Below are 16,677 nucleotides of genomic sequence, written 5' to 3' on the forward strand. Positions count from 1 at the left end.
AACCAGTCACACCATTGAAATTAATCACATTTACTAAAAAAGGAATCTACTGCCCACAGGGGAAATTTTATATTGATCCCTGGAGACCCGTGGATATGGCGGTTATTACCCATGGCCACGCCGATCATGCCCGTTGGGGAATGAAAAAATACCTTTGTCATCATTTTACAAAACCTATTTTGTACCAAAGAATAGGACCGGATATCGAATGCCAGGGCGTGGAATATGGAGAAGTTATTACCATCAACGGAGTAAAACTTTCGCTTCATCCTGCAGGACATATCATTGGTTCTGCACAGATAAGGCTTGAATATAAAGGATATGTAACCGTTATTTCAGGAGATTATAAAGTTCAGAACGATGGGCTGAGCACTCCTTTTGAGCTGGTAAGATGTAATGAATTTGTGACTGAAAGTACTTTTGGGCTTCCCATCTACAATTGGCTGGAAGTTCCGGATTTAAATAATAAACTTCAGAATTGGGTACTGAAGAATAAAGAAAATAACAAAACCTCTGTTTTCATTGGATATTCTCTCGGGAAAGCCCAGCGTATTATGAAAGCCGTGGAAGAACTGGGAAAAATATACGTTCACTATTCCATCGGAAAACTGAATGAAGCCTTTGAAGCAGTGGGAATTGATCTTCCTGAATATACCATTGCAGATTTCAGGGAACGTCCGAAAGAAGTGGAACACGAAATTGTGATTGTTCCGCCTGCTTTACTCGACAGCAACGTAATTAAAAAGATTCCGGATCCGGCTACTGCAATATGCTCCGGCTGGATGCAGGTTCGCGGTGCCAGAAGATGGCGCAGTGCAGACGCAGGATTTGCTATGAGTGATCATGCAGACTGGAAAGGATTGTTACAGACTGTGAAAGCAACAGAAGCAGAGCTTGTACACGTAACGCACGGACAAACCGAAGTTTTTTCAAAATATCTGAATGAAATCGGAATCCAATCTGATGTGGTGGAAACATTATATGGTGAGGATGAAGAAGAATCTGAAAAAGAAACCCTTGAAACCCCGGAATCATGAGACATTTTGCAGAACTTATCAACGCTTTGGAAACCACCAATAAGACCAACGCTAAAATTGATGCCATCATCGATTATCTGGAACGTGCTCCTGATGAAGACAAAGTATGGTTTATCGCCTTATTTACCGGGAAAAGGCCCAAAAGAAATGTCAATACCAATTATATGAAAGATTGGGCCCTGGAAATTACCCGGCTTCCTTACTGGCTGTTTCAGGAATCTTACTCTTCTGTTGGCGATCTGGGAGAAACATTATCCTTAATACTTCCGCCTCCGCAGGAAAAAATAGAACGTACTTTATCAGAATGGATGAATGATATCGTAAGTTTAAAAGGCAGGACAGATGCAGAAAAAAAAGACTTTGTACTGCAGTCATGGAATGGTCTGGATTATACCGAACGTCTGATTTTCAATAAATTAATTGGCGGAAGCTTCAGAATCGGAGTATCAGACAAAACATTGATCAATGCACTGACCAGATTTTCCGGCCAGGAACCGAGTGCCCTGATGCACAGCTTAATGGGAAAATGGCTGCCGGATGAAGTTTCCTTCAGAGAACTTATTGATGCGGAAAATGTGAATCCTGACAATTCAAAACCCTATCCCTTCTGCCTTGCCTATCCTCTGGAAAAACCGACTAAAGAATTGGGAAATCCCGACAAATGGCTGGTAGAATATAAATGGGACGGAATCCGCGGACAAATCATCAGGAGAAATGACGAAGTCTTCATCTGGTCAAGAGGTGAAGAACTTGTTACAGAACAATTTCCTGAAATCACAGAAGTCGTAAAATCCATGAAAGGTAACTTTGTACTGGATGGAGAAATACTTGCGGTAAAGGAGGGTAAGGTTTTAAATTTTAATGAATTACAGAAAAGATTAAACAGAAAAACTTTAACAAAGAAAATGCTCTCAGAAATTCCGATTGAAGTTTTTGTCTATGATTTATTGGAACTTGAAAATAACGACCTGAGAGAAAAACCGATCTCCGCAAGAAGAGCTCTTCTTGAAGAATTATTATTGAATGAAAACCCCGAAAACATCGGTATTTCAAAAAGTCTGGAATTTGAGAAATGGGAAGAACTGGATGCTCTTCGTGAAAATTCAAGGGAAATAAACAGTGAAGGACTGATGCTGAAACAAAAAAATTCTCCCTATCATTCCGGGCGGAAAAAGGGTGACTGGTGGAAGTGGAAAATCAATCCGCTCACGATTGATGCGGTCCTGATTTATGCTCAGAAAGGAAGCGGCAGGCGGAGTGCTTACTACACCGATTATACTTTTGCCGTGAAAAACGGTGATACATTGGTAACTATTGCTAAAGCCTATTCCGGATTAACAGACAAGGAAATCATGGAGGTGAGCCGGTTTGTAACCAAAAATGCCATTGAAAAATTTGGTCCTGTAAGAACCGTAAAAGCAGAACTGGTCTTTGAAATTGCTTTTGAAGGCATAGGATTCAGCAACCGTCATAAAAGCGGTGTCGCCCTCCGTTTTCCCAGAATTGTAAGATGGCGGAAAGACAAAACGGTAGATGAGATTGATGATTTGGAAGAAATTAAAAAATTAATACAATAGTATTTTAATCAAATATAAATTGGCAGCTTTTGAACATACCACCGGATTAAAGATCATCCAGCAATGGATGACCGATAAAGGTATTGCCCCTTTTAAATTTCAGCTGGAAACCTGGAAGAAATTTGGAAACGGATACAGCGGAATGGTGGTTGCTCCCACCGGTTTTGGAAAAACTTTTTCCGTGTTTTTAGCCTTGGTTTCAGACTTTCTCAATCATCCTGAACAATATAAAAAAGGATTGAAAATGATCTGGATAACACCCCTTCGTTCTCTTTCCAAAGATATTGCAAAAGCAATGCAGGAAGCTATTGACGAAATCGGACTTGACTGGACGGTAGGTGTAAGAAACGGAGATACCGATCCCAAAGTAAGACAGCAGCAGGTGAAGAAAATGCCGGAAATTCTTGTGGTAACCCCTGAAAGTCTTCATTTGCTTCTCGCTCAGAAAAATAATGAACGCTTTTTCACCGATATGAAATGCGTGGCTGTGGATGAATGGCATGAGCTATTAGGTTCAAAACGTGGTGTGATGGTAGAACTCGGTATTTCACAGCTTAGAAAATATACCCCAAAAATGAAGATCTGGGGAATTACGGCAACGATCGGAAATCTGGATGAAGCCATGGACGTGCTTATTCCCTATGATATTAAAAAAACAAAAATAACCGCCAAAGAGCACAAAAAGATAGATATTATCCCGGTTTTTCCCAATGAAATTGAAATATTACCATGGGCCGGGCACCTTGGCAATAAGCTCGCTGATAAAGTAGTTCCCATTATTCTGGATTCAAAATCTACCATTGTTTTTACGAATACCAGAAGTCAGAGTGAAATGTGGTATCAGTTATTGTTGGATGCACATCCTGATTTTGCAGGCCAGATTGCCATTCATCACAGTTCTATTGATGCTCATTTAAGAATCTGGATTGAGGAAAACTTAAGTTCAGGAAAGTTAAAAGCTGTTGTCTCCACATCATCCCTCGATCTGGGTATTGATTTTAAGCCTGTAGACACCGTTATTCAGGTTGGATCTGCCAAAGGAGTTGCCCGTTTCCTTCAAAGAGCAGGACGCAGCGGCCACTCCCCTTTTGAAACTTCAAAAATTTATTGCGTTCCGACCCATTCTTTAGAACTGATCGAAGTTTCAGCGTTAAAAGAAGCCGTAAAACAGAAAGTCGTTGAGCCACGGGAACCCCAGGTCCTGTGTTTCGATGTTTTGGTTCAGTTTCTTATGACACTCGCTGTTGGAGATGGCTTTTATCCTGATGAACTCTATGGAAGAATCAAAAAAGTGTATGCTTTTCAGGAAATGCTGGATGAGGAATGGAATAGCATTCTCGAATTCCTGACCATTGGCGGCAGTGTATTAAAAAACTATGAAGAATTCCACAAGATCGTCATTATGGAAGACGGTCTGTATAAAGTCACTTCAAGGAAAATTGCAATGCTTCACCGGATGAATATGGGCGTGATTGTAAGTGATGCCATGCTGAAAGTGAAATTTATTTCCGGAGGCTATATTGGAATGATTGAGGAATATTTTATTTCAAAACTTAAAAAAGAAGAAAAATTTATTCTGGCCGGACGAACGCTCGAGGTCGCCATGATTAAAGATATGACAGTCTACGTAAGAGCCGCTAAAGGAAGAGCTTTAGTCCCAAGTTATCTTGGCGGAAGGCTGCCGCTAAGTTCCAATCTGGGTCACTTTTTAAGAGAAAAGCTCTCCCATGCATTAAGTCCGAAAGCTTCTGAAAAAGAACTGAAATTTCTGCATCCGTTACTGATCAATCAGGAAACCAATTCCCATATTCCCAAAGAAGATGAATTTCTGGTGGAAATGATCAAGAACCGTGAAGGTTACCATTTGTTCATGTATCCTTTTGAAGGGCGTCTTGTGCATGAAGTCATGGCTGCTCTGATTGCCTATCGTATCTCAAAGCTCGCTCCTATTTCCTTTTCCATGGCCATGAATGATTATGGATTTGAGCTGTTCAGCGATAAGGAAATCCCTTTAAATGAGGATAATCTACAGCAGATTTTAACCAGAGAAAACCTGATGAATGATGTCATTGCAAGCATCAATTCTGCGGAAATGGCAAGAAGGAAGTTCCGTGATATTGCCGTGATTTCAGGAATGGTCATTCAAAATTATGCCGGACAGCAGCGCTCCAACAAATCGCTGCAAAGTTCTGCAGGATTAATTTTTAAAGTACTGGAGGATCATGATTCCAATCATTTTTTAATAAAGCAGGCGTATACAGAAGTTTTTAATATGCAGCTTCAGGAACAAAGGCTTGTAGAGGCTTTTAAAAGAATTGAAAAATCGGAAATTATTTTAAAACATTCCCGTTCCTTTACACCACTGAGTTTTCCGATTAAAGTAGACAGCTTAAGACAAACGCTGTCCAGCGAAGGTCTGGATGCGAGAATTAAAAGAATGTTGAAACTGTCTGATATAAGTGATATTTCATAAATGAATTCCTAAGTTCCTTCAATTTTAATCCTATTCTTAGCCTAATATTCTATGTTAATTTTCTTGATAAGATTAAATAATCATCGTAACTTAGAATATATCTTATAGAAGTTTAATACAATTTAGAATGGAGAAGTTGTTCCTGGTCCGTCACGGACAGTCACTCTGGAATCTTGAAAACAGATTTACAGGCTGGAAAGATATCGATATAACAGAAGTGGGTATCGAAGAAGCAAAAAAAGCAGGTATTGCCTTGAAAGGAGAAAGAATTGATATCGCTTTTACTTCTGCACTCATCAGAGCACAGCATACCCTCTCTATCATTTTGGATGTCATTGGAAATCCTGATATTCCTGTCATTCAAGATAAAGCACTCAACGAACGCTGTTATGGAAACCTTGAAGGATTAAATAAAGCAGACACAGCGCTGAAATATGGAGCTGAGCAGGTTCACATCTGGCGCAGGTCTTATGATGTAGTTCCTCCCGGCGGAGAAAGTCTTAAAGATACTTATAACAGAGTGATCCCTTATTTTGAAAGAGAGATACAGCCGTTATTGAAACAAGGCAAAAATGTATTAATTGTGGCCCACGGAAATAGTCTTCGTGCCTTAATTATGTATCTGGAGCATCTTTCTCCCGAAGAGATCTTAGAAAGAGAGATTGCTACCGGTTTTCCTCTGACCTATATTTTTGATGAAAAATTTCACGTCAGCCGGAAAGTTAGTTGATCCGGTTTAAATAGCTTACCTTTAAACCTTCAATTTTTCAATCTATCAAGTGTTTATAGCAACTAAAAATATTTCCATTCAAAACGAAACTTTCATTCTGACCAATCAGCGGGCGGCATTCTGGCAAAAAGAAAAAGCGTTGATTCTTTCCGATCTTCACATCGGAAAGACCGCTCATTTCCGAAAAAACGGCATTGCACTGGCCAATCATATTATGAAAAGTGATCTGGAAAGATTATCCGCTTTGATTGAATATTTTCAGCCGGAAAAGTTTGTGGTGGTTGGAGATTTGCTTCATGCCGGAGATAATTCTGATGTGGATGAATTCTGTATGTGGAAAAATCAATACCCTGATATTGAGTTTTATCTTATTGAAGGAAATCATGACCGGATTTCAAAAAAGCTGGAAAAAAAGTTATGTTTTAATCATAAAGCTGAATGGCTGGAAATAGATGATATTACGTTCATTCATGATTTTGATGTATCCAGATCCGGATTTCAGATTACCGGACATATCCATCCGGGAATTGTACTGAATTCTGCAGTAAAGAATATCAGGCTTCCCTGTTTTGCTTTAAGCAGCAATCAGTTATTACTGCCTGCATTCAGTGAATTCACAGGGCTGGACACGAAAAATCTGCCTAAGAAAAGTACATTTTTTGTGTTTACGGATGCAGATATTTATGAGATTTAAGGTTCTTTTACTATTAAAAAATACCCCTGTCAACGTAAAAACCTTGACAGGGGTAAAAAACTATATATTCTTCTTGCTTAAACGGATACTGTAGATGGTTATTAAAACCGTAACCAACAGGAACAAAGCTCCTATCCATGGTGTGCTTGCCAGTCCTAAAGAGGATGTTACAATCATTCCACCTGCATAGGATCCGATGGCAATACCAATATTAAAAGCAGCAATATTAATCCCCGAAGCAACGTCTTCAGTTCCGGGCAGTTCTTTTTCTGCAATCTGGACTACCAACAGCTGAAGTCCGGGAACCGAAGCAAATGATAATGCTCCCAGAAGGAAAAGTGTAATGATACTGAAAACAGGGCTATTTACGGTGAAATAAAATGCCAGCAATACGAGTCCTTGTACAGCAAACATCCATAAAAGGGCATTCAGAGGATTTTTATTGGCTACTTTTCCTCCAATCAGGTTTCCCAGGGCAATGGCAATTCCATAAATCAAAAGAATAAAAGTGACTGTGGATTCCTGAAACCCTGTAATTTTCTGTAAAATAGGTGACAGATACGTAAATACCACAAACGTACCTCCATATCCCATTGCGGTCATTAAAAAAGCAAAAATCAGACGTCTGTTGCCCAGTACTTTAAACTGGCTTTTTAAAGAAGCTGTTTTTCCATTCTTAAGATTTTTAGGCACCAATAATAAACTGGCGATCAATCCGATAACTCCAAGGATCGAAACGCCGATGAAAGTTGCTCTCCAGCCGAAATGCTGTCCTATGAATGTTCCCAGCGGAACTCCCGTTACTATGGCGAGTGTAAGCCCGGCAAACATGATGGAAATTGCGGTAGCTCTTTTCTCTTCAGGAACCAGTGAAGCTGCAATGGTAGAACCTATAGAAAAATAAACCCCATGGGCCAATCCTGTAAGTATTCTGGCCAGCACTAAAGTTATAAAGCTGGGAGCAATAGAAGCCAGTCCGTTTCCAATAACGAATAGCAGCATGATCGATACCAGCAGCATCTTACGCGGCATTTTCCCTGTGAGAGCTGTTAAGATGGGTGCTCCGATAGCTACTCCTATCGCATAAAGACTTACCAGAAGCCCTGCTGAAGGAATGGTAATTCCAAGGTCTGAAGCTACTGTGGGAAGAAGTCCTACAATGACAAATTCCGTTGTTCCTATTCCGAATGCACTTATTGTTAATGCCCATAAAGCAGCAGGAAGACCTCTTTTGGCTGTCTGTGCTTCAGTATTGATCTGTATTTCTTTTTGAAAATTCATTGTCTTGTAATTTGTTGATATTGACAAGGCAAATTTCCGATGAATATTTGTATTATAAAAATTATTTAAATTCTATCAAAGTATCAGAATAATGATAGTTTTATTTTCCCTGTAAAATTTGTTTCTTTGCAACAATAATCAGCAGTTTTAATGAAGAAATCAGAAGCAACCCGTCTTACTATTCTCCAGAAAGCGTTCAAATTGATCTATGTGAAAGGTTTTCAGACTACAAGCATTGATGAAATTATTGCAACGACTCGGGTGACGAAAGGTGCTTTCTATTATCATTTTAAAACCAAAGATGAAATGGGGCTGGCTATTATCACAGATCTGATGAAACCCAACTTCAGAAAAACTTTCATTAACACTCTTCACAACAATCCGGATCCTTTAAAAAGCATTTATGATATCATGCACCATCTTTTGATGGAAAATGATTTTTTAAAAGTGGAATACGGCTGCCCTACTTCTAATTTTGTGCAGCAAATGGCTCCATGGCATAACGCCTTTACCCAGGCTCTTCACGAACTGTCAAAAGAATGGGAACTGGCGCTTGCAGAAAGTATTGAAAGAGGTAAAAATGCCGGATTAATCAAAAAAGAAGTAAGTGCAAAAGAAGTGAGTGTTTTTGTGATTTCTGGGTATTGGGGAGTAAGAAATCTGGGCAAACTTGAAAACTCAAAAGAAGTATATCTCACTTATTTAAAAGGGCTTAAGTCTTATTTTAAAAGCCTTCAGTAATTTTTTTATTAAAAAACATACTAAGTAGTATGTTTTTTGTTTTACCTTTGCTCTGTTCAAAAAATAACCCATGTATCAAACCCTGACTTTTTTACATTCCCAAACCCGTTGGCTGGTTTTAATAAGTTTAGTCTACGCAATTTTCCGGGCTTTTAAAGGATATTTCTCAGACCGGAAATTTACAGCAATAGATAATTCTGTGAGACACTGGACCGCTACAATTGCTCATATCCAACTGATTATAGGAATGATTTTTTATCTCAAAAGCCCTGTGATTCAATACTTCTGGAAACATTTTAATGAAGCTAAAGATTCATTTGAACATCTGTTTTTCGGGTTAATCCATATCGTACTGATGATTACAGCGATTGTCATTATCACAATTGGCTCAGCGCTGGCTAAAAGAAAGCTTTCAGATAAAGAAAAATTCAAAACGATGGGCATTTGGTTTTCCTGTGCGATGATCATTATTTTCATTGCCATTCCCTGGCCATTTTCTCCTTTTGCAAACAGACCTTATTTCAGATAATTATGATCAATTTATTTAAAACAAAAATCGGCAGACTGAGAATTCTGGCGATCCTGGAAGGAATTTCACTCCTGAGTTTGGTATTTATTGCTGTTCCGGTGAAATACTGGATGGGAAATCCCTTGTTTGTAAGGCTTATCGGCCCTGTTCATGGAACATTATTCCTGCTTTTCCTGTTCAACACATTGAGTGTAGGTGTAGAACAAAACTGGAAATGTAAAGAAATAACCTGGAAGGTAATTCTTGCCTGCTTTATTCCATTCGGGACATTTTATATTGACAAAAAAATACTGAGCAAGCTATGAAAAGTATTCTCCTCATTTTGGGTGCAGTTTTTATTCTGTACATTGTGTATAGGGTTTACCGGATGCAGACCTTGGACAATGGATTGCCCGAACTCATCAGAAAAGGAGCTGTTATTCTTGATGTAAGAACTGAAAAAGAATACCAGACAGGGCATATAGAAGGTTCCATTAATATTTCTTTAGGGACAATCAGAGAACGGTATGGAGAACTGGATCCTGAAAAAACGTATATAACAGTATGTTCACACGGACTTCGAAGTGTAAAAGTTGAAACTATTCTGAAAGAAAAAGGATTTAAACGTGTATACAACGGAGGCGCATGGAGTGATCTTCAGACAACATTAAGTAAGAAACAATAATCTTTCGATCATTATTTTAAGGAGAGATTAACTTTGAACCGAATTTTATAAATAAATTAAGCTTAGGTACCACATTTTATTTCTTTTTGGTCGGGTATTTGAAAGACTTAAGCAAATTATTCATCATTCTGTTGAATAAATTTCTTTTAATTTACATTAATCACTTAAAATATTTAATATGTCAACAGAAAACCTTACCCACCTTGAAGCGATCAAAAAGATCAAAGAACTCTCGGAAAGTGCGAGAATATGCATGTTCTGTACAGAACTGGAAACCGTTCCTGTGAATTCAAGACCAATGACCCTTCAGGAAACAGACGACAGCGGAAATTTGTGGTTTATCAGCAGTGGAACCAGCAATAAGAATTTTGAAATCAAAGAAGACCGTAGAGTACAGTTATTTTTTATGAACAACAGCGACTCCCAGTATCTTTCGGTGTATGGAGAAGCTTCTGTTTATAAGGACAAAGCAACCATAGAAGATAAATGGTCTCCCATGGCTAAGGCCTGGTTTGATGGTAAAGACGATCCCAATGTTACGATTATCCGTGTGGAACCTAAAGAAACCTATTACTGGGATACTAAAGCAGGAAAACTGGTAAGTCTGTTTAGTTTTGTTGCGGCCGCAATCACAGGAAACAAAACCGATAATTCGGATGGTGTAGAAGGAAATGCAACGATTTAAAAAGCTCTGAATAAGCAATACATTTTCCCACAGATTTTACAGCGGGAAAACAAAAAACGGCTCAAGAAATTGAGCCGTTTATATTACAAAATTAATACTGTTAATTTTTCACCTCTTCCATAGAAGCTCCAAAATTAATATGAAGCACATTGCCGTTAGGGGTCACTAAAGCAGGCACAGATTTTACGCCAGCTTTTTCCGCGTCCTCAATTTTGCTTCTGTCATTACCCAAATGGATAATTTCTACATTTTCCAAACCTATAAGGTTAACGATATCATGCTCAGCACTGATACATACAGGGCATCCTGCGTGGTAAAAAATGGATTTTTTCATAAGATTATACTGGATTGATAAGGGTTTTCATAATGTTTTTTAATTCTTCGGTTTCTTTTTCGTGAAGCGGTTTCAGAGGGCTTCTCAGATTTCCCCCATCTTCACCCAGAATATTCAGACCTGATTTCACTGCTCTCGGCAATCCTTTGTTTACAATAAATTTTAAAAGGTCAAACTGCTGATAGAAAATCGTTTTTGCTTTTTCAAGATCACCTTCTTCCACCGCATGATAAAGGCTGATATTCAGTTCAGGAATAAGATTAGGAGCTGCCGTACACCATCCCCTTGCTCCCGCAGAAAATGCCGCCAGAGCCAAAGGATTGGAACCGTTGTAGAATGCAACATCTTCCCCCAGTTCTCTTCTCAGGTAATGCATTCTCTGAACATCTCCTGTACTTTCTTTAATCATCGTTACGTTGGGAATTTCAAGCAGCCTTTTCAACAAAGCCGGAGACATATCTACTCCACTAGTTGCCGGATTATTGTATGCCATAATCGGGATCGATATTTTGCTTGCTACCGCATCATAATGCGTTACAATTTCATCATCGGTAAGTTTCCAGTAGCTCATAGGAATGATCATCACCGCATCGGCTCCTGCTTTTTCTGCGAACTGAGCATGATGAATGGTTTTCTCAGTTGTAAGGTTGGAAACGCCTACAAGCGTTGGAATTCTGCCTTTTACCTGCTGTAAAGTAGCTTCCGTAACTTCTTCTTTTTCTTCGTCAGATAAATAAGGCATTACCCCGGTGCTTCCCAATGGAGCAATTCCGTGGCTTCCGGAAGTGATCAGTCTTTCTACCAGGTGTTTAAAAAGAGGAATATCTACTTTTTCATTTGGGTCAAAAGGTGTTATGGGATAAGCAATTATCCCTTTGAATGGAACATTTTTCATGTTTTGCTGATTTTAAAATTGAAAATGATTTTAAACCATTAAGAAAGTATTAAGCTGTTAAGAGGATTAAGTAAGCTTCGCTTTGAAAGGAAAATCAAAAATTATATCCGGTATCAAAATAGTTTAATAATGAGATATCTTAATGGTTTAATTCTGATATTAAAGGTCTCTGCCTTCTTCCTCTCTTAAAGCAACTCCTAAGTTCTGCAGCTGAGGCGCATTTTCGCAGGCAATGTATTTGGCAGGTTCCGTATCGCTGAGATTCTGGTGTTTATGCCATGCCCATGAAGGAATATATACCGCATCTCCGGCTTCCCAATATACTCTTTCATCTTCTACTTCTGTCCATCCTTTCCCTTCAATGACAAATAAAACGGTTTCATAGGTGTGGCGGTGTCTGTTGGTTTGTTGTCCGGGGGTAAGCCCGCCAATCGTCATGCTTACATTTTTACTCGGAAGATCTACAAAAAAAACCGGGTGTTTTCTTTCTGTTGAAAACTGATTGTGTTCTCCTGCATTTTCTACATTTTTATGAATCAAATGACTCGGTTTTACATACTTTGGTCTTGCAAAGGTTTCGTGAAAGTCTTTAGAACTGAATTGTTTCTTGTCCATGATTTTAAATTATTAGGGTTTTGTGCTTTATTGCATGACAAAATTATTCTATCTTTGGACTATTTAAATGATTCAGTTTTTATATAAATAGATAGTCCAGATGTTACGCCCTTGGAAATTAGAATTAGAAATTGATAAAAAGCTTGAAAAAGCTGTTTATCTACAGATTGCGGATACGATCATCTCTGATATACGTTCAGGAAGGTTAAAAACCGGAGACGCACTTCCGGGAAGCAGAAATCTTGCCCAGACCTTGAAGATTAACAGGAATACTGTTGTAGAAGCCTATCAGGTACTGATCAATGAAGAGTGGGTAATTTCCAGAGAAAGGAAAGGTATTTTCGTATCGGAAAGGCTCCCGGCTTTGCATGAAAAGAATGCAGAGGCATTACATAACCCATCTCATCAGCAGGTAATGTTTAGTGGAATTGTAATCAATTTCGATGATGGACATCCCGACAGTAAAATTGCCCCTGTGACAGAGCTGGCCAGAGCCTACAGACAAATTTTCGGCATCAAAGCCAAGTGGCAGATGATGGGATATGGAAATGAACATGGTGACACAGAATTCAGAAAAATGATTTCTCAGATGCTCAACCACCAGCGTGGAATGCATATTCATGAAAATGAAATTTCCATTACAAGGGGCAGCCAGATGGGAATGTTCCTTACCGCTCAGACACTTTTAAATCCCGGAGACATGGTTATTGTGGAAGATCCGGGGTATCAGCCTGCATGGCAGGCATTTGAGTATGCAGGAGCAAAGCTTTTGTCGGTCCCTGTAGATCAGGAAGGAATCCATATGGAGACTGTTGAAAAGCTTTTAAAGCAACATCAGAATATTAAAGCCCTGTATATTACTCCTCACAGACAATACCCTACTACAGTTACTTTGAGTCTGGCAAGACGATTACAATTAATTGAGCTGTCCAACCAATACAATATAACCATTATTGAAGATGATTATGATAATGAGTTTCACTTCGGATACCGCCCTATTCTCCCCATTTCAAGCTTTCCCGAACTGAACAATTATGTATACATCGGAACTTTAAGCAAGGTGGTAGCTCCGGCTTTAAGGATCGGTTATCTGGCCACTAAAAATCAGGAATTATTAAAAAGAATTGGTGATCTGAGAAAAATTATTGATGTACATGGAGATGTTATCATGGAACAGGCAGTTCTCCAGCTGATTAAAGAAGGAGCCATAAAAAAGCACATCAGAAAGGCCACTGTTCATTATAAAAACAAAAGAGATTTTGTCTTTGAACTGTTGACAAAATACATGAAAGATATTGCTGACTTTACATTGCCTGAAGGAGGCCTTGCCTTTTGGATTGTTCCCAAAACAAGGATGGATTGGGATGCTGTAACAAAGCTTTTACTGGAAAAAAATATTAAGATTATTCATCCTAAACAATACAGTAAAAGCCAGGCAAACGGATTCCGGTTAAGTTACGGAGCACTTTCTGAAGAGCAGCTGGAGCAAAGTATCCCAGTTATCGCAGAGATTATCTCGGGTTTTTAACTTCCATAGATTTACACGATATTTATATAATCAAAAAATCAAATATTTTTTTAACTTATGTGAACTTCTCAGCAGGTTATCTTTAAACTTAAAAATCAACTTAAGTGTTTTAAACTTTTGTGATTTTGTTGTTTAGACCGGAAAATTATTCTACTTCAAAAACCGCCTGAATCTCTACAGAAGAGCCCACAGGAATGGAAGAAGCTCCCAAGGTAGCTCTGGCATGTTTTCCTTTTTCCCCGAAGATTTCAACAGCCAGATCAGAAGCCACATTCATCAGATCAGCATGTTTTGTATAATCATCTTTTGTATTGAAAATTCCCGTAAGCTGCACGCATTGTTTTACTCTGCTCAAATCTCCTCCTACAGCTTCATTTAACACTGAAATCACATTCAGCATGGTTACTTTTACAGCGTCTTTTACCTGCTGCTCATTCACTTCAACACCTAATTTACCCGGATTGAAAATTTTACCGTCTTTTAAAGCAACCTGATTGATAAATACAAGATTTCCGGAACGGACGAACGGCTGATAATTTCCCGCCGGCTTTGGAACCTGTGGAAGAATAATGTTTTTCTGTTTTAATATTTCACCAAAATTCTGATGATTTTCCGTAACAGCTAACGTTTTTTTAGGATGCGTATCTTTTAATGCCAATGTTATTTTTGCAAAATTTCTTCCCTGAATTTCAGCCATATTCCGCTCTCCTTTCGTAGGTCTTTCCACATCTTTTAAAGAAGCCATGCTGGTAATTCCCAAAACAGTATTTCCTTGCGGAATGGCTTTGTTCAGTTCTTCTGTTCCACGTATTCCATTAGACACGAGAACCATTCCGTGGACGGCAAGGCTGTTCCAGAACGCCTGAAGAGCAAGCTCCTTTCCTGCTCCGCTCCCGGCAGACATAAAAACAGTAGCCGGAATTCCTTCCAACGCATGATTGGTCCAGAGCTGAACAGTTCCGGATAAAAATTCACTCATTCCTGTGCTGATATTTCCGAAATAAACCGGTGAACCAAAAGCGATTCCGTCATAATGGGCCAGCTCATCTGGTGTTGCAACCGGAAGATTTTTCAGGTTTGGATTTTGTGATGCTTTGACAAGTTTTATATGGGAAACTGCGTTATTTTCACTTTCAATTCCTTTGGCGAGTTCCTTAGCCAGTTCGTAGGTTCCGCCATTGTCCGAATGAATAAGAACCAGTATGTTAGCTTTATTTTGTGCCATGATGTGGGTGGTATTTGATAATAAAATTAAGATAAAAAAAAGACATAGTTTTTTCATTCTGAATAAGATATAGTTTTTTTATGTGTTAAATCCTGTACCATGACAGTGACAGTACAAAATTACTATTGTCGTTTTTATTAAATTTGCCAAAATATACATTCAAAACGACAAAATGAAATGCGGACTGATTGAAAAAACGGAAAGCCACTTTGTAGATTCTATCAACAAGGAAGCTTATGTATGGTGTGAAAAAAACTGGAAACATGATGATTATGAGCACAAGCACAGCCGGGCTCAGCTCACTTTTGTGGAAGAAGGCTACCAGTACTTCCATATCGACCAGAAAATTTATCTTGTTCCCCAGCATCATGTCATCTGGATTCCTTCGGAAAAAGCCCATAAGATCACTTCTGAGGCACAAACAGTAAATCTGATGGTATTCCTGTTCAAATCCGTTTTTGAAGATGAATTTTACCGGCATGTTCAGGTATTTGCTGTTCCTGCTGTTTTAAAAGAAATGCTTTTGTATGCCTCAAAATGGAACCAGTTATTGGATGAAAATGAAGAACAGGACATTTTTTTTAAAGCTATTTTAAAAAGCCTTCCCAATTTCTGCAAAGAAAGCAGCAGTCTGCAGATTCCTGTTCCTACGGATTCAAGACTGATTCCTGTATGCAATGAAATTAATTCCAATTTTAAATATAATCCGGACATGGATGCTCTTGCAGAAAAAGTACAAATGTCTGTGAGGAGCCTCCAGAGAATTTTTAAAAATGAAACGGGAATTACGATACAGAAATACCTTCAGCTGACAAGGATTTTAAAAAGTATTGAACTGATAGATACCAGACAGTACACGTTGAGTGAAGTAGCCTATAAAGTGGGCTATCAGAGTTTGTCAGCTTTTACATCGTCGTATTTTGCCATTATGCAGACAAAGCCGAAAGTGAATAAAAATCAAGGCGTTTCATCATGAGGCATATCAACGGGTTTTGATTCCGGAGAACCTTTTTCGCGAAGCCATATAGAGAGAAGAACCAGGGAAGCAACCGCCAGGAATTCACTCTGCCAGTTTTGAAAAGACTCAAACCAGAACCGCGATTCTGAAATGTATTGAATGGCCGTTACAGCAGGTTTACCTTTCATCATTTGTTCATCATTAAAATCCTTAAGACTGCCATAGAAATGGAAAATGAAACTCGCCAGAAAAAGGAGAGCAAAGGCAATTGATAATGAATGCTTGTAGAGTTTCAGCCATATTCCGCCTTTTTTTACAGGCCATGGCGCTTTGGGATGTGGTACAGGTTCTTTGTCAACATCTTCCTCTTCTGTCATAGATTTTGATTCACTGGAGCCTTTTTGCCTCAGAGAAATCGTTAATAAAACATACAGCATCATCTGGAGAAATTCGCTTTCCCAGTTTTCAAAAGTAGCCTGTATAAAATGACCGCTATGAATGTATTCACCGATCTTTAAAATAGGCTGGCCGTTTTCAATGAGTTCTTTATTTTCTGTTTTCCAGCCCATAAAAAATTGTCCTGCAAGAAAAATAATCATCAGAGTAATCAGAACAATACTTAAGCTGTTGCGATACAGGAAACTGGTGCGTGACATAGTTCTGAGTTTAAGGGTTAGAGTTCAATATTTAAAGTTTAAGGTTTAAAGTTTA

At 38.7% G+C, this 16,677-nt stretch carries 18 protein-coding genes; 12 read left to right on the forward strand and 6 right to left on the reverse strand.

Annotated features, from left to right (window positions below; translation table 11 throughout):
- The first annotated feature begins 14 nt into the window (after positions 1-14).
- From ACLI50_RS03725 to pdeM, 5 genes are all read left to right on the forward strand, one after another.
- On the forward strand, positions 15-1,037 hold the full coding sequence (locus tag ACLI50_RS03725; RefSeq protein WP_395973570.1) for a ligase-associated DNA damage response exonuclease: 1,023 nt from the start codon (positions 15-17) through the stop codon (positions 1,035-1,037).
- Positions 1,034-2,614: an ATP-dependent DNA ligase gene (locus tag ACLI50_RS03730; RefSeq protein ID WP_395973568.1), complete on the forward strand. Its 1,581-nt coding sequence runs from the start codon at positions 1,034-1,036 to the stop codon at positions 2,612-2,614. Before ACLI50_RS03725 ends, ACLI50_RS03730 begins: the two co-directional genes overlap by 4 nt.
- Positions 2,615-2,633: 19 nt before the next feature.
- Entirely contained in the window at positions 2,634-5,087 is a 2,454-nt protein-coding gene (locus tag ACLI50_RS03735; RefSeq protein WP_411413195.1) for a ligase-associated DNA damage response DEXH box helicase, read from the forward strand.
- 127 nt (positions 5,088-5,214) lie between these two features.
- Positions 5,215-5,817 carry a 2,3-bisphosphoglycerate-dependent phosphoglycerate mutase gene (locus ACLI50_RS03740; RefSeq protein ID WP_411413196.1) on the forward strand — a complete coding sequence of 201 codons (603 nt, stop codon included), beginning with the start codon at positions 5,215-5,217 and terminating at the stop codon, positions 5,815-5,817.
- 49 nt (positions 5,818-5,866) lie between these two features.
- On the forward strand, positions 5,867-6,511 hold the full coding sequence (pdeM, locus tag ACLI50_RS03745) for a ligase-associated DNA damage response endonuclease PdeM (RefSeq protein WP_411413197.1): 645 nt from the start codon (positions 5,867-5,869) through the stop codon (positions 6,509-6,511).
- 60 nt (positions 6,512-6,571) lie between these two features.
- Here pdeM and ACLI50_RS03750 read toward each other — a convergent pair whose 3' ends face one another.
- Positions 6,572-7,792 carry an MFS transporter gene (locus ACLI50_RS03750; protein WP_202840252.1) on the reverse strand — a complete coding sequence of 407 codons (1,221 nt, stop codon included), beginning with the start codon at positions 7,790-7,792 and terminating at the stop codon, positions 6,572-6,574.
- Positions 7,793-7,942: 150 nt separating this feature from the next.
- Between ACLI50_RS03750 and ACLI50_RS03755 the strand changes: the two genes are divergently transcribed.
- The 5 genes from ACLI50_RS03755 to ACLI50_RS03775 all read left to right on the forward strand — a co-directional run bounded on the left by ACLI50_RS03755 (position 7,943) and on the right by ACLI50_RS03775 (position 10,411).
- Positions 7,943-8,533, forward strand: coding sequence for a TetR/AcrR family transcriptional regulator (locus ACLI50_RS03755; RefSeq protein ID WP_343638484.1), 591 nt, complete (start codon positions 7,943-7,945; stop codon positions 8,531-8,533).
- A 70-nt stretch (positions 8,534-8,603) separates the two neighbouring features.
- Positions 8,604-9,062 carry a hypothetical protein gene (locus ACLI50_RS03760; RefSeq protein ID WP_343638486.1) on the forward strand — a complete coding sequence of 153 codons (459 nt, stop codon included), beginning with the start codon at positions 8,604-8,606 and terminating at the stop codon, positions 9,060-9,062.
- A gap of 2 nt (positions 9,063-9,064) precedes the next feature.
- Entirely contained in the window at positions 9,065-9,367 is a 303-nt protein-coding gene (locus ACLI50_RS03765; protein ID WP_343638487.1) for a DUF3817 domain-containing protein, read from the forward strand.
- Entirely contained in the window at positions 9,364-9,726 is a 363-nt protein-coding gene (locus ACLI50_RS03770; RefSeq protein ID WP_202840244.1) for a rhodanese-like domain-containing protein, read from the forward strand. Before ACLI50_RS03765 ends, ACLI50_RS03770 begins: the two co-directional genes overlap by 4 nt.
- 178 nt (positions 9,727-9,904) lie before the next feature.
- Entirely contained in the window at positions 9,905-10,411 is a 507-nt protein-coding gene (locus ACLI50_RS03775) for a pyridoxamine 5'-phosphate oxidase family protein (protein ID WP_411413198.1), read from the forward strand.
- Between the two features lie 100 nt (positions 10,412-10,511).
- Here the strand turns inward: ACLI50_RS03775 and ACLI50_RS03780 are convergent, their stop codons facing one another.
- From ACLI50_RS03780 to ACLI50_RS03790, 3 genes are all read right to left on the reverse strand, one after another.
- On the reverse strand, positions 10,512-10,745 hold the full coding sequence (locus tag ACLI50_RS03780) for a thioredoxin domain-containing protein (RefSeq protein WP_202840240.1): 234 nt from the start codon (positions 10,743-10,745) through the stop codon (positions 10,512-10,514).
- 4 nt (positions 10,746-10,749) lie between these two features.
- Positions 10,750-11,640, reverse strand: a complete 891-nt coding sequence (locus ACLI50_RS03785) for a dihydrodipicolinate synthase family protein (protein ID WP_411413199.1) — start codon at positions 11,638-11,640, stop codon at positions 10,750-10,752.
- A gap of 159 nt (positions 11,641-11,799) precedes the next feature.
- Positions 11,800-12,255 carry a cupin domain-containing protein gene (locus tag ACLI50_RS03790; protein WP_062669648.1) on the reverse strand — a complete coding sequence of 152 codons (456 nt, stop codon included), beginning with the start codon at positions 12,253-12,255 and terminating at the stop codon, positions 11,800-11,802.
- A gap of 100 nt (positions 12,256-12,355) precedes the next feature.
- On the opposite strand from ACLI50_RS03790, the gene pdxR reads away from it, so the two are divergent.
- Positions 12,356-13,783, forward strand: a complete 1,428-nt coding sequence (pdxR, locus tag ACLI50_RS03795) for a MocR-like pyridoxine biosynthesis transcription factor PdxR (protein ID WP_411413200.1) — start codon at positions 12,356-12,358, stop codon at positions 13,781-13,783.
- Positions 13,784-13,928: 145 nt separating this feature from the next.
- On the opposite strand, the gene ACLI50_RS03800 is transcribed toward pdxR, so the two are convergent.
- A complete protein-coding gene (locus ACLI50_RS03800) occupies positions 13,929-15,065 on the reverse strand; it encodes an Atu1372/SO_1960 family protein (RefSeq protein ID WP_343638503.1) in 1,137 nt (378 codons plus the stop codon).
- 115 nt (positions 15,066-15,180) lie between these two features.
- On the opposite strand from ACLI50_RS03800, the gene ACLI50_RS03805 reads away from it, so the two are divergent.
- Positions 15,181-15,984, forward strand: a complete 804-nt coding sequence (locus tag ACLI50_RS03805) for an AraC family transcriptional regulator (RefSeq protein WP_411413201.1) — start codon at positions 15,181-15,183, stop codon at positions 15,982-15,984.
- Here the strand turns inward: ACLI50_RS03805 and ACLI50_RS03810 are convergent.
- Positions 15,966-16,622 carry a DUF6766 family protein gene (locus tag ACLI50_RS03810; RefSeq protein ID WP_411413202.1) on the reverse strand — a complete coding sequence of 219 codons (657 nt, stop codon included), beginning with the start codon at positions 16,620-16,622 and terminating at the stop codon, positions 15,966-15,968. The two genes, ACLI50_RS03805 and ACLI50_RS03810, sit on opposite strands and share 19 nt — an antisense overlap.
- Positions 16,623-16,677: the final 55 nt, after the last annotated feature.

Source organism: Chryseobacterium cupriresistens (assembly GCF_046614675.1).
Classification (GTDB): Bacteria; Bacteroidota; Bacteroidia; order Flavobacteriales; family Weeksellaceae; genus Chryseobacterium; species Chryseobacterium cupriresistens.